Below are 21364 nucleotides of genomic sequence, written 5' to 3'. Positions count from 1 at the left end.
TCCCGATGCCGTGTAGGATTCGGTTACGCGGATAACTATTATGCAGATAACTAATTTCCGTCAAGGAGCGATCATGGACTTCGCGCAAGCCGACGCCGTCAACCAGGCGATCCGCCTGCTGAGCCTGCGCCACCGGGCCAGGGCCGCCACGCTGCTGACCCCGCTCGGCCTGCATCCCGGGCAGGAGGCGCTGCTGCTCGAACTCGCCCGCACCGGGCCCAGGATCCAGGCTCAGCTCAGCGAGGCCCTGGGATGCGAGCCGCCCAGCGTGACGCTCATGACGCGCAAGCTGGAGGCGTCCGGCCACATCCGGCGCACCCCGGCGCCGTCCGACAAGCGGGCCAGCGTGGTCGAGCTCACCGACAGCGGCAGGGCGCTGGCCGAGCAGGTCAAGCGGCTCTGGGTCGACCTGGCGGAGGAGACCGTGGCCGGGCTGCCGGCCGAGACGGTGGCCGGGCTGCCCGCCCTCATCAACACCCTGACCGACAACGTGGACAAACGCCCCGGCCGTCGCCACGGCCCCGCGGAGGGCGCGCGCCGGGCCGCGCAGGCACTGACCGGCGAGTACGAGCCCAGCGCCTCGGCGTGGGTCCGCGAGCACGTCGAGCAGATCATGCGCACCGGCACGACCGACGGCGTCACGATCAAGGACCTGCCCGTCGTGCTGATGAGCTACCGGGGCGCCAAGACCGGCAAGCTGCGCAGGACGCCGGTGATGCGGGTCGAGCACGAAGGGCGCTACGCGGCCGTCGCGTCCCTGGGCGGCGCGCCGGTCAACCCCCAGTGGTACGCCAGCGTGGTCGCCGAGCCGGTCGTCGAGCTCCAGGACGGCACGGCGACCGGCGTGTACCGGGCGCGCGAGGTGTCGGGGGAGGAGAAGGACGCCTGGTGGCGGCGGGCGGTGGCGGCGTACCCCGACTATGCCGACTACCAGCGCAAGACCGAGCGCCAGATCCCGGTCTTCGTCCTCGAACCGCTCGGCGACCGGGGATAGCCGGGCGACCGTCGGCCGCGACGGCGGGAGCCGGGTCGAGTCCGTGGTGCCGACCTGGATCCCGTACCGCACGCCGGTCGCCCGTAACGGCGGGGGCGGCCCCCGCGACCGTGCCCTGAGGCGTGATCGGCCGGGTGTGGGTAGACGGAGGGGGAGCGGACGGGAGGCGGTAGGTGATCGAGAGGCTCGTCCCGGACAACGTCGTCGTCTCGACCGCGTACGGCGACCCGCCCGGCGTGCCGCTCTTCCCCGAGGAGCGGGCGGCGGTCAGGAAGGCGGTCGCCGAACGGCGGCGCGAGTTCGCCACCGTACGGCACTGCGCCCGCGAGGCGCTGGCGGCCCTGGGCATCCCGCCCGCGCCCATCGTCCCCGGCCGGCGCGGCGCGCCGCGCTGGCCGGCGGGCGCGGTGGGCAGCATGACGCACTGCGCGGGCTTCCGCGCGGCGGCGGTGGCCGGCGCGTCGGACGTGCGGAGCATCGGGATCGACGCCGAACCGCACGAACCCCTCCCCGAACGCGTCTTCCACATGATCGCCCGGCCCGAGGAGGCCGCGATGGTGCGCGAGCTCGGCGCCCTCAGGCCGGGCACCCACTGGGACCGGCTGCTGTTCAGCGCCAAGGAGGCGGTCTACAAGGCGTGGTTCCCGCTGACCGGCGAGTGGCTGGGGTTCGAGGACGGCTCCCTGACCTTCTCCCTCGACGGCCGCTTCCGCGCCAGGCTGCTGCCGCCGGACGCGCCCGTGCCCGGGTTCGCGGGCCGCTGGACGGCCGGCCCCGGGCTGCTGGCCACGGCGATCGTCGTCCCCCGGTAGGTCAGGCGCGCCGTCCGGGCTCGACGAGCTGGTCGTGCTCGGCCCGTCGCAGGCGTTCCTCGGCGGTGAGCTCGACGCGTCTCATCGCGACGCGCAGGATCGGCGGGGCCATGAGCGAGGTGACGATCGCGACGACGATCACGATCGTGTACATCGCCGTGTCGATGATGCCGATCCGCAGGCCGACCATCGCCACGATGACCTCGATGACCCCGCGCGCGTTCATGCCGGCCCCCAGCGCGAACGCCTCCCAGGCGCTCATCCGGCTCAACAGCGCCCCCAGGTACGCGCCCAGGAACTTGCCGACGATCGCCACGCCCAGCACGACCCCGGACGCGGCCAGGACGTCGGGCCGGGCCAGGAGCGTGAGGTCCATGCGCAGACCGGCCGTCGCGAAGAACAGCGGAGCCAGCACGCTGAGGACGATCGTCCGCAGTGGAGCCAGCCACGACGCGTCGGCGTGGCCGGAACGCCCGAGGAGGACGCCGCAGACGAACGCCCCCAGGATGGCCTCCAGGCCGAGCGCGTGCGTCCCGGCGGCGGCCAGCAGCACCAGCACCACGGCGGCGGCCCCGGCCGTGCCCGGCTCGGCCGACCGGGTGGCGGCCCGCATCGTCCAGCGGACCAGCGGCCGGCCGACCCAGAGCGCGAACGGCACCAGCGCGGCCAGGTAGACCAGCGACAACACGATCTGGCCGGTGCGCACACCCGTCGTCGCCATGGCCGAGACGATCGAGAGCATGAACCAGCCGAACGCGTCGTCCACCATCCCGGCGGTCAGGCAGAGCTGGCCGACGTCGCGGTGCAGCAGCTTCATGTCCGTCAGCGTCTTGGCGATCACGGGGATGGCGCTGACGCACGTGGCCACGCCCAGGAACAGGGCGAAGACGGTGACGCTGGTGCCCTCGACGAGGAGGGAGGCGGGCAGCAGGTAACCGGCGGCCACGCCGAGCGCCAGCGGGACGACCAGCCCGGCGACGCTCACCTTGGCGGCCGTGGCGCCGCGCCGGCGGACCAGGCGGAAGTCGAGCTGGATGCCGGTGATGGCCACCAGCAGCAGGACGCCGACTTGGCCCACCGCGTCCAGCAGGTGGAGCCGGGTGAACGTCAGGGCGGGGACGACGTGGCCGAGCAGGGACGGGCCGAGCAGCACGCCCACCGTCAGCTCGCCGACGATGGCGGGCATGCGCAGGCGCGCGGCCAGCCGGCCGAGCAGGACGGCGAGACCGAGGAGCAGGCCCAGTTGCAGCATGAAGACCAGCAGGTCGTGGGCTCCCAGAGGCATGTCAGGCACAGGAGAGGCTAGGCCGATCGGGCGCCCGTCCTGCTGCTCAATATTGAGCCCGCCCGCCCGCCGGTCGGGGGCCCTGCTCAATATTGAGCGGAGCTTCCCGCGCCCGTGGGCGACATTCGGGGCATGACGAAGCCGGCGCAGTATCAGACCACCCTGCCCCCCGACCAGTTGCTGCACTCGGGCAACGCGGGCCTGATCGTCCACCGCGTGGGGATGCTGGAGTACGGCATGGCCCGCGAGGGCCGCGACTTCAGCGTCGACCTGCTCGACTACATGAACCGCGCCCAGGCCGGCGTCGCCACGACCTTCTGCTACGAGGAGGTCTTCGGCGTCCGCGAGCGGCTGCACTGGTTCGTGCACATGAAGTCCCCCGAGAAGTACAGCAAGCTCATCGAGATGGTGGACCACGACGAGGCGTTCCAGCAGATCTCGCTCAAGGACCGGCTGCCCAAGAAGGGCGGCGGCAACTGGGAGAAGATGTTCGTCCACGGCAGTCTCCAGGAGACCGTCATGTGCCCGCAGCACGGGTTCACCGACGACGTGCACGACGTGCCCGGCACCTTCGTGCCGCCCGCGACGCACCAGACCACCCAGAAGGAGCAGCTCAACTCGGCGACCGCCGGCGCGATCGTGCTGCGCACCGCCGACGCGCGCTACGAGCTGCGCGAGGAGGGACGGCAGTTCCTCTACGACTGGTCCCGGTACGTCAACGCCGACCTCGAAGGCCGCGCCACCGCCTACATCTACGAGCAGACGTGGGGCCGCCAGGACCGCCTGCACGCCCTCATCCACCTGCGCGAACTGGACGACTACCAGGCCGTGCGGGAGCTGGACCGCAGCGAGGGCATGCGCAAGGAGGTCTACGACGTGGAACGCGTCCCCGAACGGCACGGCGGCGGGCAGTGGGACCGGCTGTTCGTGCCGACCAGCATCCACGACGTCCTGATGGTGCCCTAGGCCATGGCTCTCGGGATCGAGGCGATCAACGCGTACGTCGGCAGGGCGTACACGGACGTCCGCGCGCTGTTCGACGCGCGCGGCCTGGACGTGAACCGCTTCGGCAACCTGATGATGGAGCAGCGCTCGGTCAACCTGCCCTGCGAGGACCCGGTCACCAACGCGGTCAACGCCGCCCGCCCGCTGCTGGACGCGCTCACCCCCGAGGAGAAGGACCGGATCGAGCTGCTGGTCGTCGGCACCGAGTCGGGCCTCGACTTCGGCAAGCCGATCAGCACCTACATCCACCACCACCTCGGGCTGAACCCCGCATGCCGCTCGTTCGAGGTCAAACACGCCTGCTACGGCGGGACGGCCGCGCTGCAGTGCGCGGCGGCCGTCGTCGGCGCGAGCCCGATCCCCGGGGTGAAGGCGCTGGCGATCGCCACGGACGCGGCCAGCGGCACGGCCAAGTCCACCTACTGGGAGCCCTCCGAGGGCGCCGGAGCGGTGGCGATGCTGGTCGGCGAGGACGCGCGGGTGCTCCGGCTGGACCCTGGCGCCAGCGGCTACCACACCTTCGAGGTGATGGACACGGCCCGGCCGCGCCACGACACCGACGCCGTCGATCCCGACCTGTCGCTGCTGGCGTACATGCGCTGCGCCGAGGAGTGCTTCGCGGCCTACGGGCGGCGGGTGGCCGGGGCCGACATCGTGGACACCTTCGACTACCTGGCGCTGCACACGCCGTTCGCCGGGATGGTGAAGGGCGCGCACCGGATGCTGCTGCGCAAGCTCAAGGGCATGGGGGCGGAGGAGATCGAGGCCGACTTCGCGGCGCGGGTCACGCCGTCCCTGGCCTACGGCGTGCGGGTGGGCAACACCTACTCGGCCGCGCTCTACCTGGCGCTGTGCTCGCTCATCGACCACGGCGCGTTCGACGCGCCGAGGCGGGCGGGGCTGTTCTCGTACGGGTCGGGCTGCGCGTCGGAGTTCTTCAGCGGCGTGATCCCGGCCCAGGGACGCAGCGGCATCGCCAGGGCGCTGGACGAGCGGCGCGAGATCGGCGTCGAGGAGCTGGACGCGCTGACCGAGCTGAGCGCCGACCGCGCCTTCGGGGTGCGGGACGCGGTGCTGGACCCCAAGCCGTACGGCGACCTGTACGAGGACGCCTTCGGCGGGCGCGGCCTGCTGGTGCTGGACCGCATCGCGGACTTCCACCGGGAGTACAGATGGAGCTGACCTCGGCGACCCTGCGGCACACGCTGCGCCGTCGCACGATCGACGACCGCGCCATCGACGAGCTGGGCGCCGCCCTGGACGAGGCCGAGCGCACCCCCGGCTGCCGCATCCTGCTGCTGGAGGGCGGCGACGGCGTCTTCTGCACCGGCATGGACCTGGAGGAGGCGGCCGGCGCCGACGTCGCCGACGGCGGCCGGGCGTTCTACGGGCTGCTGCGCCGCTTCACCGAGACGCCGGTGACGGTGGTCGCCCGCGTGGACGGCCGGGTGGCCGGCGGCGGCGTCGGCCTGGCCGCGGCCAGCGACTTCGTCTTCGCCAGCGGGCGCAGCACCTTCAGCCTCCCCGAGGCGCTGTGGGGGCTGCTGCCGTGCTGCGTGCTGCCGTTCCTGATCCGGCGCACGGGCTTTCAGAAGGCGTACGCGATGACGCTGAGCACCCAGCCGGTGAGCGCCGCCGAGGCCGCCGCCTTCCACCTGGTGGACGAGGTGTCGGACGACCCGGAGGCGCTCGTGCGGCGGCTGGCGTACCGGCTGACCAAGCTGGACCGGTCGATCGTCACGGACATGAAGCGCTACTTCCGCGAGCTGTGGATCCTGTCGGACGAGACCGAGCAGGTGGCGGTCAAGGAGTTCGGCCGGCTCATGTCCAGCCCCGAGGTGCGCCGCAGGCTCGTGGACTACGCGACCGAGAAGAGATTCCCCTGGGAACGCTAGAGAGGAACGCGCCTGATGTCCGTCGTGTGGGTTTTCCCCGGGCAGGGGTCGCAGCGCAAGGGCATGGGGGCGGGCGTCCTGGAGCGGTACCCCGGCCTGTGCGAGCGCGCCGACGAGATCCTCGGCTACTCCGTCGCCGAGCTGTGCGACGACCCGGTGCGGCTGCGTGACACCCGTTACGTGCAGCCCGCCCTCTTCACCGTCAACGCCCTGAGCTTCCTCGCGCGGCAGGAGGCGGGCGGACGGCCCGACTACCTGGCCGGGCACAGCCTGGGCGAGTACGCGGCGCTGTTCGCGGCCGGCTGCTTCGACTTCGAGACCGCGCTCGCCCTGGTCAAGCGGCGCGGCGAGCTGATGTCGGCGGCGGCCGACGGCGCCATGGCGGCGGTCCTCGGCGCCGACCCCGAACGGCTGGAGGAACTGCTGGCGGGCACCGGCGTGGACGTCGCCAACTACAACTCCCCCGAACAGGTCGTCCTGGCCGGGCCCAAGGACGAGCTGGACGCGCTCCGCCGCGGCGCCCCCGGCAAGTGGGTGCCGCTGAGCGTGAGCGTCCCCTCGCACTCGCGCTACATGGAACCGGCCGCCGCCGCCTTCGCCGAGGCGCTGGAGGGCGTCCGCATCGAGGAGCCGCGGGTGCCCGTCATCTCCAACGTGACCGGACGTCCGTACCGGGCGGGCGAGGCGGCCGAGCTGCTGCGCCGCCAGATCTGCAACCCGGTGCGGTGGGTGGACGGCCTGCGGTACCTGATGGCGCAGGGCGTGTCCGAGCTGGAGGAGATCGGGCCCGGCGACGTGCTCGGCAAGCTGTGGCAGGTCACCCGCCGCCACCCGCCGGAACCCGCCCCCCAGGAACCGGCGACGCCCGCCCGGCCGGTGACGCCCGCCCAGCCTGCGACGCCCGCCGTCCGGGAGCCGGTGACGCCCGCCGTCCGGGAGGCCGGGGTCGCGCTCGGGTCGGCCGAGTTCCGCGCCGACTACCGGGTCCGCCACGCCTACCTGGCCGGATCGATGTTCAAGGGCATCGCGTCGGCCGACCTCGTGATCAGGATGGGCCGGGCCGGGCTGATGGGCTTCTTCGGCGCGGGCGGGCTCACCCCGGACGAGATCGCCGCGGCCCTCGACACCATCCAGGGCGCCCTAGGGCCGGACGGCGCGTACGGCGTGAACCTGCTCCACGGCCTCGGCGAGGAGGGCCTGGAACGCGAGACGGTGGACCTGCTGCTCCGCCGCGACGTGCGGCACATCGAGGCCGCCGCCTACCCGCACCTCACCGCCCCCCTCGTGCGCTACCGCTACAGCGGCGCGCACCGCGACGCCTCCGGGCGGCCGGTCGCCGTCCGGCACGTGGTGGCCAAGGTCTCCAGGCCCGAGGTCGCCGCCGCCTTCATGCGTCCCGCGCCGAAGGCCGTCCTGGAGCGGCTCGTCCGGGAGGGCGCGCTGAGCGCGGCCGAGGCGGAGGTCGCCGCGGAGCTGCCGGTCAGCGCGGACGTCTGCGTCGAGGCCGACTCGGCCGGGCACACCGACGGGCGCTCGCCGTACGCGCTGATTCCCGCGATCCTGCGGCTGCGCGACGAGGCGATGGCCGCGCACGGCTACGCCAGGCGCATCAGGGTCGGCGCGTCCGGCGGGATCGGCGCCCCGGAGGCGGCCGCGGCCGCGTTCGTGCTCGGCGCCGACTTCATCGTCACCGGCAGCGTCAACCAGTGCACCCCCGAGGCCGGGACGTCCGACGCCGTCAAGGACCTGCTCGCCGGGCTCGACGTGCAGGACACCGCCTACGCCCCGGCCGGCGACCTGTTCGAGCTGGGCGCGCAGGTGCAGGTGGCCAGGAAGGGCACGCTGTTCCCGGCCCGCGCGAACAAGCTCTACCAGCTCTACCGCCAGTACGGCTCGCTGGAGGAGATCGACGAGCGGACCAGACGGACGATCCAGGACAAGTTCTTCCGCCGTTCCTTCGCGGAGGTGTGGGAGGAGACGCGGGCGTTCCTGGCCGCGCGCAGGCCGGGCGAGCTGGCTCGCGCCGAGCGCGACCCCAAACACCGCATGGCGCTCGTCTTCCGCTGGTACTTCGTCCACACGATCAGGCTGGCGCTGCGCGGCGAGGCCGGACGGCAGGTGGACTACCAGGTCCATTGCGGGCCCGCCATGGGGGCGTTCAACCGGTGGGTGGCCGGCACGGAGCTGGCCGACTGGCGGGCCAGGCACGTCGACGTCATCGCCGACCGGCTGATGGAGGCCGCCGCCGGGTTGCTGGAGGCCCGGCTGCGCGACCTGACCAAGGACGGTCAGACCTGATCAGACCCTGCTAGACCCGGAGGAGGTGGCGGTCCAGGTCCTCCTGGACCGCCGCCAGCACCTCGGGCCGCGGGCCCTTGAGGTAGAAGTGGTCGCCGCCGAACACGCGCAGCGTGAAGCCGCCGCCCGTGGCGTCGCCCCAGGCGCTGATCTCGTCCGGGTCCACCTCGGGGTCGGCGTCGCCGAGCAGCGCCGAGATCGGGCAGTCCGGACGCGGGCCGGGCAACGGCGTGTACGACTCGTTCAGCTCGAAGTCGGCGCGCAGGCTCGGCAGGAACACCTCCAGCAGGCCGCGCTGGCCCATCACCTCCGACGGCGTGCCGTTCAGCTTGCCCATCTCGGCCAGCATCTCCTCCTCCGACAGGTCGCTGAAGAGGCGGCGGCGGGTCGGGAGCTGCGGCGCGCGGCGTCCGGACACGAACAGCACCGCGGGCGGGAACCGGCGGGCCGTCTCCCAGGCCACGACCGCGCCCATGCTGTGCCCGAACAGCGCGAAGGGCCGGTCGGTGTACGGCTCGATGGCCTCCGACAGCGGGCCCACGAGCTGCTCCATGCGGTTGTAGGGCCGCTCGCGCAGGCGCGACTCGCGCCCCGGCAGCACCACCGGGCAGACGTCGACGTCCGGGGACAGATGTTCGTCCCATCTGCGGAACAGCGCGGAGCCGCCTCCCGCGTGCGCGAAGCAGAACAGTCTGATCCGGGCGTCGGCTCTGGGGCCGCCGCCCGCTATCCAGGAACCAGGCATGATCCGAACGTTACGGCCGATCGTCTTCCGCCGCCTGCTCAGTCTTGAGCAGGCAGCGCGCGTCGTCCTCACTAGCGTCGCAGTGAGGGAGGAGGCCCATGGAGCACGACGAGCGCGTGACGGAGACGGTCATCCGCCTGCTGGCCGAGGTGCTGCCCGGCGGTGCGGAGCTGACCCCCGACGCTTCACTGAAGGACAGCGGACTCGACTCGATCTCCGCGGTACGGGTGTGGTTCGAGATCCAGCGGGAGTTCTCGCTGGACTTCCCCGTGGAGCGGCTGGGTGACTGCGGGACGCCGGCCGAGCTGGCCGAGCGGATCGCCGAGCTGGCCGGGACGACCGAGGACACCGTCCCGGCCGGCCCGGTGATCAGCCCGGCTCCCGGCGAGCGGCACGAGCCGTTCCCCTTGACGCCCCTGCAGCAGGCGTACGTCATGGGCGCGGACGAGGACGCCACCCCCGACCCGGTCGGCTGCCAGGTCTACCGCGAGTTCGAGGTGCCCGGCGTGGACCCCGAACGCCTGCGCGCGGCCTGGCAGCGCGTCGTGGACCACCACGACGCCCTGCGCCTGGAACTGGGCGAGGACGGCACCCAGCGGGTGCTGGACCAGGCCCCCTCCTGGGACCTGCCGGTGGACGAGCCCGGCGCCCGCGAACGCCTCGCGCACCGGCGGTACGAGCCCGGCGTCTGGCCGCCGTTCGCCGTCGAGGTCACCACGCCCGGGACCGTGCACTTCGGCATCGACGCGAGCGTGACCGACGGGCGCGGGCTCGACGTGCTGCTGCGCGACTGGTGGCGCTGCTACCGCGACCCCGGCCATCGGCTGGAGGACGGCGGCCTCTCCGTCCGCGACTGCCTGCTGGCGCTGGACGCCCGGCGGCGCGGCCCCCGCCACCAGGAGGACCTGGACTACTGGCGGGAACGCCTGGCGGACCTGCCGCCCGGCCCCGCCGCCGGCGTCCCGGACGGTTCGCCGCGCGCCGCGCTGACCGGCTCGCTGACCGCCGCCCAGTGGGGCGCCCTGCGCGCCAGGGCCGCCGGGCTGGACGTCTCGCCGACCGCCCTCGTGCTGACCCTGTTCGCCGAGACGGTCGGCAGGGGCGCGGACTGCTCCCTGGCCGTCACCACGACCGGCCGGGCCTGGCTGCCGCGCGAGGTGGACGAGGTGGTCGGGCCGTTCACCGGCACCGCCGTGTTCGCCGCCGAGAGCACGCTCGGCGAGCCGCTGGAGGAGGCGGTCCGGGAGGTGCACCGGCGGTTGTGGCGCGACCTCGGCCACGCGGGCGTCCCCGGCGTGACCGTCATGCGGGAGCTGCGCGAGCGCACCGCCCTGCCCGTCGTCTTCACCAGCCTGCTGGACGCCCGGCCCGACGACGCCGTGCCGCCGGTGTCGTACGCGCTCAGCCAGACCTCCGGCGTCGCGCTCGACCACCAGATGTGGGAGCACGACGGCGAGCTGCGGGTGCGCTGGGACCTGGTGCCCGGCTGCTTCGCGCCCGGCGAGCCGGAGACCCTGTTCGCCCGCTTCACCAACGCGCTGCGCGCCCTGGCCGCCGACAGCGGCGAGGGCGAGATCCGGCCGCTCAACGAGCTGCAGAAGGCGTACTTCGTGGCCCGCGCGGGCGGTTCGCACGAGTACGACGGCTGCCAGGTCTACCACAGCTTCCACGTCCGCGACCTGGACCGGGACCGGCTCGGACGGGCCTGGCTGCGCCTGGTGGCCGCCCACGACGCGCTGCGCTCGGAGGTCACGCACGACGGGACGCTGCGGATCAGGCCGCACGCGCCGGAGAACTGGGCCATCCCCGAGGTCCCCGGCGTCGAGCCCGAGGAGATGGCCGGACGGGCGTTCGCGCTGGGCCGCTGGCCGCAGTGGGAGCTGCGGGTCAGCGGCGAGACCGTGCACGCGGCCGTCGACCTCACCGTGCTCGACGGGCGGAGCATCCACATCGTGCTGCGCGAGCTGTTCAGGCTCTACGCCGACCCCTCGGCCGAGCCGCGCCCGCCTTCCCAGGCGTCCCCCCTTGAGGACCCGCACGGGGACGGCTACTGGGACGAGCGGTTCCGCGACCTGCCGCCCGGGCCCGAGGTGGCCACCACGCCCGCCCGCCGCGTCCGGCTGAGCGGCAGCGTCGCCGCGGTCTCCGACGAGACCGTCTTCGCCGCCCTGGCCGGCGCGCTGCGCGGGCGCTTCCCCGACCCGTTCAGCGTGTCCGTGGTGCGCTGGACCGCCGAGTCGGAGCCGCTGCGCCCCGGCGAGTTCACCGCCCTGAGCTGGGTCACCGACGAGGAGTCCTACCCGGACCGGATCGCCGCCGACGCCGCGAACGGCGCCCTGACCGGCCTGGCCACGCTGCGCGGCCACGTCATGAGGGAGCGCCGCCGCCGCGCCTACGCCTTCCCCGTCGTCTACACCAGCACCCTCGACCTGACCGAGCACCCCCTCCCGGACGGCGTCGAGGCCGGCCCCTGGATGACCTACACCCCGGACGTCGCCCTCGACTGCATCGTCATCAGGGAGGGCGACCGGCTGCACTACCACTGGGACGCCCTGGAGCCGGAGTTCCCCGACCTGACCGAGCTGTTCGCGGCCTTCGAGGACCGGCTGCGTCCCGTCCACCGGCTGTTCGAGCGGCAGGCCGCCGCCCGGCCCGACGCGGTCGCGCTGCGGCACGCCGGCGGGACCATGACGTACGGGGAGCTGAACCGGCGGGCCAACGCCGCCGCCTGGCGGCTGAAGGAGCTGGGCGTGGGGCCGGGGACGGTGGTCGGCGTGCGCCTGTGCCGCGGGCCGGACATGGTGGCCGCCGTCCTCGGGATTCTCAAGGCGGGCGGCGCCTACCTGCCCGTGGAGCCGTCCCTGCCGGACGAGCGGGCGGCGGTCATGCTGGACGACGCCGCCGCCGGGATCGTGCTGACCTGCGCGGAGACGTCCGGCTGGGCCGTGCCCGAGGACGTGCGCGCCGTCGAGCTGGACGCCGGCGGGGACGACCGCGGCGACCCGCCCCTCGTAGGCGCCGTGGACGACCTCGCGTACGTGATCTTCACCTCGGGCAGCACCGGCAAGCCCAAGGGCGTCGAGGTCAGCCACCGGCCGCTGCTCAACCTGCTCGACTGGTGCTATCGCACCTTCGACTTCGACGCCTCCGACGTCGGGCTCTGCGTCACCTCGCTCGGCTTCGACCTGTCGGTGTTCGACATCTTCGGCCTGCTCGGCCGGGGCGCCTCGCTCTACATCGCCGACGAGGGCCAGCAGCGCGACCCCGAACTGCTGCTGGACGTCCTCATCGACGAGCCGGTCACGTTCTGGAACTCCGCGCCCACGACGCTCAACCAGCTCGCCCCGCTGCTGGCCGAGCGGCAGGGCGGCGAGGGCACCGGCGACCTGCGGCTGGTCTTCCTCAGCGGCGACTACACGCCGCTGCCGCTGCCGGACGCCGTGCGCGCGACCTTCCCGCGGGCGCGGGTGGTCAGCCTGGGCGGCGCCACCGAGGCCACCGTCTGGTCGAACTGGTTCGAGGTGGGGGAGATCGACCCGTCGTGGCGGAGCATCCCGTACGGCCGGCCGATCGACGACGCGCTCTACTACATCCTCGACGAGGACCGGCGGCCCTGCCCCGAAGGGGAGGAGGGCGACCTGTTCATCGGCGGCAGGTGCCTGAGCCTCGGCTACCGCAACCAGCCCGAGCTGACCGCCGACCGGTTCGTGCCGGACCCGTTCGCGGGCGGGCGCATGTACCGGACCGGCGACCGGGCGGCGCTGCTGCCCGACGGGAACATCACGTTCCTCGGGCGGGCCGACAACCAGGTGAAGATCCGCGGGTTCCGGGTGGAGCTGGGCGAGATCGAGCACCGGCTGCGGCAGCACCCGGCGGTGCGGGACGTCGTCGTCCTGGCCCGCGACGATCGCTCGGGGGAGCGGAAGCTGGTCGCGTACGTGATGGCCGAGGGTGCGCAGCCGGACGTCGGTGAGCTGCGGGCGCACGCGGCCGGGACGCTGCCGGCGTACATGGTGCCCAACCACGTGGCGTTCGTGCGCACGTTCCCGGCCACGTCCAACGGCAAACTGGACCGGGACGCCCTCCCGTGGCCCCTCACCGAACGCACCCCGGATCCCGCCCCGGAGCCGGCGCCCCAGCCCGAACCGGAGTCCCAGCGCGAGCCCGACCCGGAGCCTCACCCCCAGCCCCAGCCCCAGCCCGAGCCCGAACCGGAGCCCCGCCCCCAACCCCAGCCCGAGCCTGAGCCCGAGGTCGCGGGGCGGACCGTGACGGAGATCGCCGAGCTGTTCGCCGAGCTGATCGGGGTCGAGGAGGTGGACCCCGGCCAGGACCTCTGGGACCAGGGCGTCACCTCCTTCACCATGGTCCAGGTCTCCAAGGCGCTGCGGAAGCGGTACGGCAGGCGGGTGCCGGTGGCGCTGCTGCTGGAGAACCCGACCGTCAACGGCATCGCCGCCGTCGTGGGCGGCCCCGCCGACCCACCCGCCGCCCCGCCCGCCGACCCGCCCGCCGCTCCTCCCACCAGGGAACGCCCCTCGCAGAAGCCCGCGCCGGCGGAGGCCGAGGTGGAGGCCGAGGCGGGCGGGCCGGGGGAGGTGGACTTCTTCTCGCCCGAGGACCGGGAGGCGTTCAAGGCGGCCCGGTGGAACCTGCGCCCGCTGGAGCCGGACGCCAGCCTCATCCGCCTGGACCGCCTCGACGTGCCAGACGAGCACTTCGCCTGGCGGGCCAGCGTGCGCGACTTCGAGCCCGGCTCGCTGCCGTACCGGTCGTTGTGCCGGCTGCTCGGCCTACTGCGCGAACGACGGCTCGGCGACCGCGAGCGCCACCTGTACCCGTCGGCCGGGGACACCTACGCCGTGCAGGCGTACCTGCACGTCACCAGGGGCGCGATCGACGGCGTCCCCGAGGGCATCTACTACTACAACCCGAGCGAGCACGCCCTCCACCTGGTGAACGCCCACCCCGAGCTCGACCGTACGGTCCACTTCGTCTACAACCGCGACCTGTACGACCGCGCCGGCTTCAGCCTCTACCTCATCGGCCAGACCAAGGGCATCGAACCCCTGTACGGCGAGCAGAGCCTGCGCTACCTGACCCTGGAGGCGGGCTACCTCGGCCAGCTCCTGATGACCGGCCAGGCGGCCTGCGGCATCGGGCTCTGCCCCATCGGCGAGGTCGCCTTCGACCGCGTCCGCGACCAGTTCGACCTCGACGACGGCCACCGCTTCCTCCAGGCGTTCCTGGGCGGCCCGGCCGAGCACGCGACCGGCGACGGCACCCCCGTCTTCGCCACCCCGGCGACGGAACCGGCAGCCGTGCACCCCGAGCCGGCGGCCCCTCGCCCCGAGCCCGCGCGGCGGGCGGAGCCGGCGGCCGGTCTCGCCGTGATCGGCCTGGCCGGACGTTTCCCCGGCGCCGACGACCTGGACGGCTTCTGGCACAACCTCAGCACCGGCGCCCGCAGCCTGCGTCCCGACCCCAGGGGCGAGCGTCCCGGCGGCTACCTGGAGCACATCGACCGCTTCGACAGCCTGCTCTTCCACATCTCGCCGAAGGAGGCCGCGACGCTCGACCCGCAGCTCCGGCTCCTGCTGCACAGCGTGTGGGAGTGCCTGGAGCACGCCGGGCACACCCCGGACTCCCTGCGCCGGACCGCCCCCAGGGTGGGCGTCTTCGTCGGCTCGATGTGGCACGACTACCAGCACGCGGGCGCCGCCGCCTGGCAGGCGGGCGGCCCGGCCGTGGTGTCGGCGACCGCGTCCGACATGGTGAACCGGGTCTCGTACTTCTTCGGGTTCACCGGGCCGAGCATCGCCGTGGACACGTCGTGCTCGTCCACGCTGACCGCGCTGCACCTGGCCGCCCAGGCCATCCGTACGGGCGACTGCGACGCGGCCGTGGTCGCGGGCGTCAACCTGCTCGCCGACCCCTACCACGCCGCGCTGCTGGCCGGGCTGGGCCTGCTGGCCGAGGAGGCCGGCGCCGCCGCCTTCGACGCCGACCGGCCCGGCTGGACGGTGGGCGAGGGCGTCGGCTCCTTCCTGCTGCGGCCCGTCGCGGACGCCGTCCGGGCGGGGGACGCCGTCCACGGCGTGGTCGAGGCCACCTGGGTCGCGCACACCGGGCGTACCGGGCGGTTCACCGCGCCGAGCGCCGAGGCCATGGCGGCGTCCATGCGCGGCGCCCTGGAGCGGGCCGGCGCCGGGCCCGGCGACGTCTCCTACGTCGAGTGCGCCGCGGCCGGGGCCGTCCTGGCCGACGCGGCCGAGGCGGAGGCGCTGGCCGAGGTCTTCGGCGGGCGGCCCGAGCCCGTCGAGGCGGGCACGCTCAAGCCGAACATCGGCCACCTCGAAGCCGCGTCCGGCGCCTCCCAGCTCGCCAAGGTGCTGCTGCAGCTCCGGCACGGACGGCTGGCGCCCACCCTCGTCGCCGAGCCGCCCACCGACGCGGTCAGCGTGCCCGAGCAGGCCCGGCCCTGGACCGGTGAGCGGCGGGCGCTGATCAACGCCTTCGGGGCGACCGGCACGCACGCCCACGCCGTCGTCCGCGCGCCCCTGCCCGAGGAGACCGGGGGGAGCGCGGCCGACGACGGCCGCGAGCACGCCGTCCTGGTCTCGGCCGCGACGCCGGAGCAGCTCGTGACCGCCGCCCGCCGCCTGGCCGCCGGGGCCGGGGAGCAGGACGTGCGCCGGATCGCCTACACCACCCAGACCGGACGTTCCGCCCTCGCGCACCGGCTCGCCGTGGTCTGCCGTGACGCGGCCGGGCTGCGGGAGGCACTGGAGGCGTTCGCGGCGGGCCGGGCGCATCCGTCCGTGCTCGCCGGTCGCGTCGGCGGAGGCGCCGGTTCGGCGGGTACCGAGGCCGAGGCCGCCGCGGCCTGGGTGACCGGGCAGGACGTGGACTGGGAACGGTTCTGGCCGGAGCCGCCCGGACGGGTGGCGCTGCCGTCCTACCCGTTCGAGGCCGAGCCGTACTGGATCGAGCGGACGGAGCCGGACACGCCGCGGGCCGCCACGGCGGACATGGAGGAGTACCTCAAGGGCGTCTACGCCGAGGTCTCGGGCATCGACGCCGACCGGCTCGGGGTGCGGGTGCCATTGGAGCAGTACGGGCTGACGTCGTACCAGATCGTCGAGCTCAACGCGCGGCTGGAACGGGACCTGGGGGAGCGGTCGCGGACCCTCTTCTTCGAGCACAAGGACCTGGCCGGGGTCGCCGCCGCACTGGCCACCAGAGCCCCGGCCCCGCCGACGCCCCGCCCCGACCAGCCCGACCGCCCCGATCAGCCCGAGCAGCCCGACCGGCTCGACAAAGCCGACGATCCCGACGACGCGGGCGCGATCGCCGTGATCGGGATCGCCGGGCGTTACCCCGACGCCCCCGACCTGGCCGCGTTCTGGGAGAACCTGGCCGCCGGACGGCACTCGCTCTCCCGCGTCCCCGGCGACCGGACCCGCGACGGCTGGCCCGTGGACCTCATGTGGGGCGGCTTCCTCGACGGCGTCACCGACTTCGACCCGCTGCTGTTCGGCATCACCCCGCGCGACGCGGCCCTCATGGACCCCCAGGAGCGCGTCTTCCTGGAGGTCGCCTGGGAGGCCCTGGAGGACGCCGGTTACCCGCGCACCCGCCTGCGCGACCAGCATGGCTCCGACGTCGCCGTCTACGCGGGCGTGATGTACAACGAGTACCCCTTCTTCGGCGTCGAGCAGAGCCTGCGCGGCACGTCCCAGGACACCGGCGCGACCCTCGGCGGCGTGGCCAACCGCGTCTCCTACCACCTGGACCTCAAGGGGCCCAGCATGTCGGTCGACACGATGTGCTCGTCGTCGCTGGCCGCGCTGCATCTCGCCGTACGGTCGCTGCGCCAGGGGGAGTGCCAGTTGGCGATCGCCGGCGGCGTCAACCTCAACCTGCACCCGAACAAGTTCGTCCAGCACGCCCGCATGCGGCTCACCGCCGGGGACCGGCGCTGCCACAGTTTCGGCGCGGGCGGCGACGGTTTCGTGCCCGCCGAGGGTGCGGGGGTCGTCCTGCTCAAGCCGCTGGCGAGGGCGAAGGCGGACGGCGACCGGATCCACGCCGTGATCAGGGGCACCGCCGTCGTGCACTCGGGCCGTACGAACGGCTGGGTGGTGCCGAGCCCGGTCGAGGAGGGCGAGCTCGTCGCCCGCGCGCTCGCCGACGCGGGCGTGGACCCCGACGGCATCGGCTACCTGGAATGCCACGGCGCGGGCACCGCGCTCGGCGACCCCATCGAGATCAACGCCCTCATGCGGGTGTTCGGACGGACGGGCGCGGCCCCGGGCAGCATCCCGATCGGTTCGGTCAAGTCCAACCTCGGGCACGTCGAGTCGGGCGCCGGCATCGCCGGGCTCACCAAGATCGTGCTCCAGCTCCGGCACCGGCGGCTCGTCCCCTCCCTGCACGCCGACGACCTCAACCCGGACATCGCCTGGGACGAGATCCCCTTCCGCGTGCAGCGCGAGGCGGCCGACTGGCCCGAGGGGCCCGGCGGCGCGCCCCGGCGGGCGGGCATCAGCTCGTTCGGCGCCGGAGGGACGATCGCGCACGCCGTGGTCGAGGAGCCCCCGCCCGCCGAATCCGGCACGTCCGACCCCGGGCCGCAGCTGATCGTGCTGTCGGCCCACGACGAGAGGCGGCTGCGCGCCATGGCCGGCCGGCTGGCCGGGCACCTGCGCGCCATGGCCGGCCGGCTGGCCGGGCACCTGCGCGCGACGCCCGAGAGCCTCGCCGACGTCGCCCACACCCTCCAGACCGGACGGGAGCCGCTGCGCGAACGGCTCGCGCTGGTCGTCCCGGACGTGGGGGAGCTGTGCGGACGGCTGGAGCGGTTCGCCCGGTCGGAGCCCGCCGACGTGCTCCGCGGCCGGCCCCGCCCAGGCACCCCGCCATCCGGCAAGCCCGGCGACCCGTCGTCCGGGAAGCCCGGCACGCCCGGTGAGCTGCTGGAAGTGGGGCGGTACTGGGTGGAGGGCGGTCACGTGGACTGGACGCCGCCTCCGGGCGCGCGGCTGGTGGGGTTGCCGTCGTACCCGTTCGCCCGGATGCGGTGCTGGCCCTTCGAACCGGCGGCGTCCGGCGAGCCATCGTCCGGGGAGCCATCGTCCGGGGAGCCGGCGTCCGGGGTGCCGGAATCGGCCGTGTCCGAGACGCCGCTCTTCGAGCGGACGTGGGCGGCGTCCGAGCGGCCCGCCCGCGACCCGGGCACCCTGGGCGGCGGCACCGTGGTGTGCCTGTACGGCGACGACTCCGAGGAGCTGGCGCGCTCGCTCGGCGACCAGGTCGTGCCCGTACGCGCGGGCGACCCCGTCCCGGAGGAGTTCACCGGCTGGATCGACCTGTGCGACCTGGGCGAGGCGAACCCGCGTGACGAGCTGCGACGGCTCGCCGTCCTGCGGGACGCCCTGGCCCGGCGCCGCCCGCTGCGGATCCTGCACGTCACCAGCGGCCTGCTGGACCTCGACGGCGCGCCGCCGAGCCTGGCGGGGGCGCGGATGGCGGGGTTCGTGCGGATGCTGGCCGCCGAGTACCCGTCGGTCACGGCCACCGTGCTGGACAGCGACCGGCCCTCGGCCGCGCAGATCCGCGCCGAGTGGGCGTCCGCCGAGCCGTACGGGGAGGTCTGTTACCGCGATGGCGGGCGGTTCCGTCCAGATCTGCGGGAGTTGTCCGCGCCCTACGTGGAGCCGGACCTCGATCCCGAGTCCGTCTACGTCGTGAGCGGCGGCACCAGGGGGCTGGGCGCGCTGGTGGCCCGCCACCTGGCCGGACGCGGCGCGCGCCGGCTCGCCCTGCTCGGTGTCCGGCCGCTGCCGCCGCGCGACCAGTGGGACGGCTCCGGCGAGGAGGCCGTCGCCACCGTCCTCGGCCTGGAAGACATGGGCGCGCGGGTGGTCGTGCACACCGGGCCGCCGTCCGGGGTGGCCGCCTTCCTCGACGGCGTACGGCGCGAGCTGGGCCCGATCGGCGGCGTCGTCCACTGCGCGGGACGCTCCAGCCAGGGCCGCCCGTCGCTGGCCCACAAGTCCGACGACGACCTGCGGGCCGTGCTCGCACCCAAGGCCGACCTCCTGGAGGCGCTGGACGAGGCGTGCGCCGGGGACCGTCCGGCCTTCTTCGTCACCTTCTCCTCCGTCTGCGCCGCCGTGCCGGCGCTGGCCGCCGGGGTGGCCGACTACGCGGCCGCCAACGCCTTCCTCGACCTCTGCGCCGGGGTCAGGCGGCGGTCCGGCCGGGCCGAGTTCCGGTCGGTCGACTGGCCGCAATGGCGGGAGTCCGGCGGGGCGCGCGGGAAGCCGAACGTCGGCGAGGCCGTCGGTCTCGCGTCCCTCGGCGACCGGGAGGGGCTGCGGGTGCTGGACCGGGTGATCGGGTTGCCGCGCGGCGCGACCGTGCTGCCGTGCCCGCCGTCCGGCGTTTCGGTGGACGTCCCGGCGCTGATCAGGCTGCCGGAACGGCCCGACCGCCGTCCCGTCCCCGAGCCCGCGCCGGCCGGGGAGCCCGACTGGCTGGCCGAGCTGTTCTCCGAGACGATCGGCATCCCCGTGGACGCGCTGGACCCGACGGCGGAGTTCGGGGACCTCGGCGTCGAGTCGGTGATGCTGGCCGAGCTGGTGCAGCGCATCGAGGAGCGGCTCGGGGAGAGCCTGGAGCCGTCGCTGCTGCTGGACCACCCGACGCTGGAACAGCTCCGCGACCGCCTGGGCGTCCCGGAGGAGACCGTCCGGGGTGTCCCGGGGAAGGTCACCTCGCACGAGCCCCGGGAGACCGCGCCGGACACTGCCCAGACCACTGCCCCTGCTCTGGAGCCCGTCCGACCGGCAGGCTCCGAGGACCGCAGGATCGCGATCATCGGCATGGCCTGCCGGTTCCCCGGCGCCCCCGACGTGGCCGCGTTCTGGCGGAACCTCACCGAGGGCCGGTGCGACGTGCGCGAGGTGCCCGCCTCCCGCTGGGACCACCGCGAGCTGTACGCGCCCGAGCCCGCCCTCGGCCGCAGCATCAGCAAGTGGGGCGGCTTCGTCGACGGCATCGAGGACTTCGACAACGACTACTTCGGCCTGGGCGAGGACGAGGCCCGCGCCCTCGACCCGGCCATCCGCATGTTCCTGGAGTGCTGCGCGACCTGCCTCGCCGACGCCGGCTACGACCCCGCCGAGCTGCGCGGACGCCGGGCCGGCGTGTTCGCGGGAGCCCGGATGTCCGACTACGGGCGCCGGGTCGGCATCCGGCCGGGCGGGCTGGCCTCCGACCAGAACTTCATCGCGGCCAGGGTCGCCCACCACTTCGACCTGCGTGGCCCCAACCTCGTCGTGGACAGCGCGTGCTCCTCCTCCCTGGTCGGCGTGCAGCTCGCCGCGCAGAGCCTGCTCGCCGGGGAGGCCGAGGTCGCCCTCGCGGGCGGGGTGGAAGTGCTCCTGGACGAGAACGACTACCTCCAGCTCAGCGCGGCCAAGGCGCTGTCGCCCACCGGGCTGTGTCACACGTTCGACGAGCGTGCCGACGGGTTCGTGCCGGGGGAGGGCTGCGGGGTCGTCCTGCTCAAGCCGCTGAGCGCGGCGCTGGCCGACGGCGACCGGGTGCACGCGGTCATCGAGGCGGTCGCCGTCAACAACGACGGCCGAACCATGGGCGTCACCACGCCCAACCCCGAGGCCCAGGCCGACGTGGTCCGCCGGGCCCTGGCGGCGGCCGGCCGCAGGCCGAGGGAGATCGGCCTGATCGAGGCGCACGGCACCGGCACCCTCATCGGCGACCCCATAGAGCTGCGAGCCCTGACCCGCGTCTTCCACGAGGGCGGCGATCCGGGCACGTGTGCGATCGGCAGTGTGAAGACCAACATCGGGCACACGCTCAGCGCGGCCGGGATCGCCGGGCTGATCAAGGCGGCGCTGGCCGTCGAGCACGGACGGATCCCGCCGACGTTGTCCTGCGAGCGGCCCAACCCGCGGTTCGACTTCGCCGCCTCGCCCTTCGAGCCCGTCACCGAGCCGCGGGACTGGCCCTCGCCGAGGGTCGCCGGCGTCAGCTCGTTCGGGCTCGGCGGCACCAACGCGCACCTCGTGCTGAGCGAGCCGGACCCGCGGCTGCGTGCGGGGCCGGTACGCGAGCCCGCCCCGGCGCCGGTCTTCCGCCGCAGGCGGCTGTGGCTGGAGCGCGACCCCGCCCCGCCCAGCGCTTCCGGCCGGAGCCCCGACCCCGCCCCAAGCCCCGCTCCTGGCCGGAGGCCCGATCCCGGCCCGCCGGACGACGCCAGCTCGCTGCTCGACCTGAACATCACCACGGGGAGGCGCTGAC

9 protein-coding genes are annotated in these 21364 nt (G+C 74.2%); 7 read left to right on the top strand and 2 right to left on the bottom strand.

What is annotated here, in order from left to right:
- Nucleotides 1–73: 73 nt before the first annotated feature.
- Nucleotides 74–994, top strand: a complete 921-nt coding sequence (locus ACWCSU_RS29430; RefSeq protein WP_449939268.1) for a nitroreductase/quinone reductase family protein — start codon at nt 74–76, stop codon at nt 992–994.
- A 173-nt stretch (nt 995–1167) separates the two neighbouring features.
- Nucleotides 1168–1806, top strand: a complete 639-nt coding sequence (locus ACWCSU_RS29425) for a 4'-phosphopantetheinyl transferase family protein (protein WP_449939262.1) — start codon at nt 1168–1170, stop codon at nt 1804–1806.
- 1 nt (nt 1807) lies between these two features.
- Here ACWCSU_RS29425 and ACWCSU_RS29420 read toward each other — a convergent pair whose 3' ends face one another.
- Entirely contained in the window at nt 1808–3091 is a 1284-nt protein-coding gene (locus ACWCSU_RS29420) for a cation:proton antiporter (protein ID WP_449939259.1), read from the bottom strand.
- A 132-nt stretch (nt 3092–3223) separates the two neighbouring features.
- On the opposite strand from ACWCSU_RS29420, the gene ACWCSU_RS29415 reads away from it, so the two are divergent.
- Genes ACWCSU_RS29415 through fabD form a run of 4 tightly spaced genes read left to right on the top strand, consistent with a single transcriptional unit; the run spans nt 3224 to nt 8289 of the window.
- Complete coding sequence (locus ACWCSU_RS29415; protein WP_357703662.1) at nt 3224–4057, top strand: DUF6039 family protein; 834 nt, start codon at nt 3224–3226, stop codon at nt 4055–4057.
- Nucleotides 4058–4060: 3 nt separating this feature from the next.
- Nucleotides 4061–5278, top strand: coding sequence for a hydroxymethylglutaryl-CoA synthase family protein (locus ACWCSU_RS29410; RefSeq protein ID WP_357703660.1), 1218 nt, complete (start codon nt 4061–4063; stop codon nt 5276–5278).
- Nucleotides 5269–5991: an enoyl-CoA hydratase-related protein gene (locus tag ACWCSU_RS29405; protein ID WP_357703657.1), complete on the top strand. Its 723-nt coding sequence runs from the start codon at nt 5269–5271 to the stop codon at nt 5989–5991. Before ACWCSU_RS29410 ends, ACWCSU_RS29405 begins: the two co-directional genes overlap by 10 nt.
- 15 nt (nt 5992–6006) lie before the next feature.
- The gene (gene fabD, locus ACWCSU_RS29400) at nt 6007–8289 is read left to right on the top strand and encodes an ACP S-malonyltransferase (RefSeq protein WP_449939255.1); all 2283 of its coding nucleotides are present in this window, start codon (nt 6007–6009) and stop codon (nt 8287–8289) included.
- A gap of 10 nt (nt 8290–8299) precedes the next feature.
- Here the strand turns inward: fabD and ACWCSU_RS29395 are convergent, their stop codons facing one another.
- Nucleotides 8300–9034, bottom strand: a complete 735-nt coding sequence (locus ACWCSU_RS29395; protein ID WP_357703654.1) for a thioesterase II family protein — start codon at nt 9032–9034, stop codon at nt 8300–8302.
- Between the two features lie 98 nt (nt 9035–9132).
- On the opposite strand from ACWCSU_RS29395, the gene ACWCSU_RS29390 reads away from it, so the two are divergent.
- Nucleotides 9133–21363, top strand: coding sequence for an amino acid adenylation domain-containing protein (locus ACWCSU_RS29390; protein ID WP_449939252.1), 12231 nt, complete (start codon nt 9133–9135; stop codon nt 21361–21363).
- Nucleotide 21364: the final 1 nt, after the last annotated feature.

It is taken from the genome of Nonomuraea sp. NPDC001699 (genome assembly GCF_053596455.1).
The sequence above is the reverse complement of the archived record's forward strand: the minus strand, read 5'-3'. Positions and strand labels throughout refer to the sequence as shown.

Bases quoted from the DNA above. Each gene is read 5' to 3' on its own strand.
- ACWCSU_RS29390 (WP_449939252.1), top strand. From the start codon at position 9,133: ATGGAGCACGACGAGCGCGTGACGGAGACGGTCATCCGCCTGCTGGCC.
- ACWCSU_RS29420 (WP_449939259.1), bottom strand. From the start codon at position 3,091: ATGCCTCTGGGAGCCCACGACCTGCTGGTCTTCATGCTGCAACTGGGC.
- ACWCSU_RS29410 (WP_357703660.1), top strand. From the start codon at position 4,061: ATGGCTCTCGGGATCGAGGCGATCAACGCGTACGTCGGCAGGGCGTAC.
- ACWCSU_RS29405 (WP_357703657.1), top strand. From the start codon at position 5,269: ATGGAGCTGACCTCGGCGACCCTGCGGCACACGCTGCGCCGTCGCACG.
- fabD (WP_449939255.1), top strand. From the start codon at position 6,007: ATGTCCGTCGTGTGGGTTTTCCCCGGGCAGGGGTCGCAGCGCAAGGGC.
- ACWCSU_RS29395 (WP_357703654.1), bottom strand. From the start codon at position 9,034: ATGCCTGGTTCCTGGATAGCGGGCGGCGGCCCCAGAGCCGACGCCCGG.
- ACWCSU_RS29430 (WP_449939268.1), top strand. From the start codon at position 74: ATGGACTTCGCGCAAGCCGACGCCGTCAACCAGGCGATCCGCCTGCTG.
- ACWCSU_RS29415 (WP_357703662.1), top strand. From the start codon at position 3,224: ATGACGAAGCCGGCGCAGTATCAGACCACCCTGCCCCCCGACCAGTTG.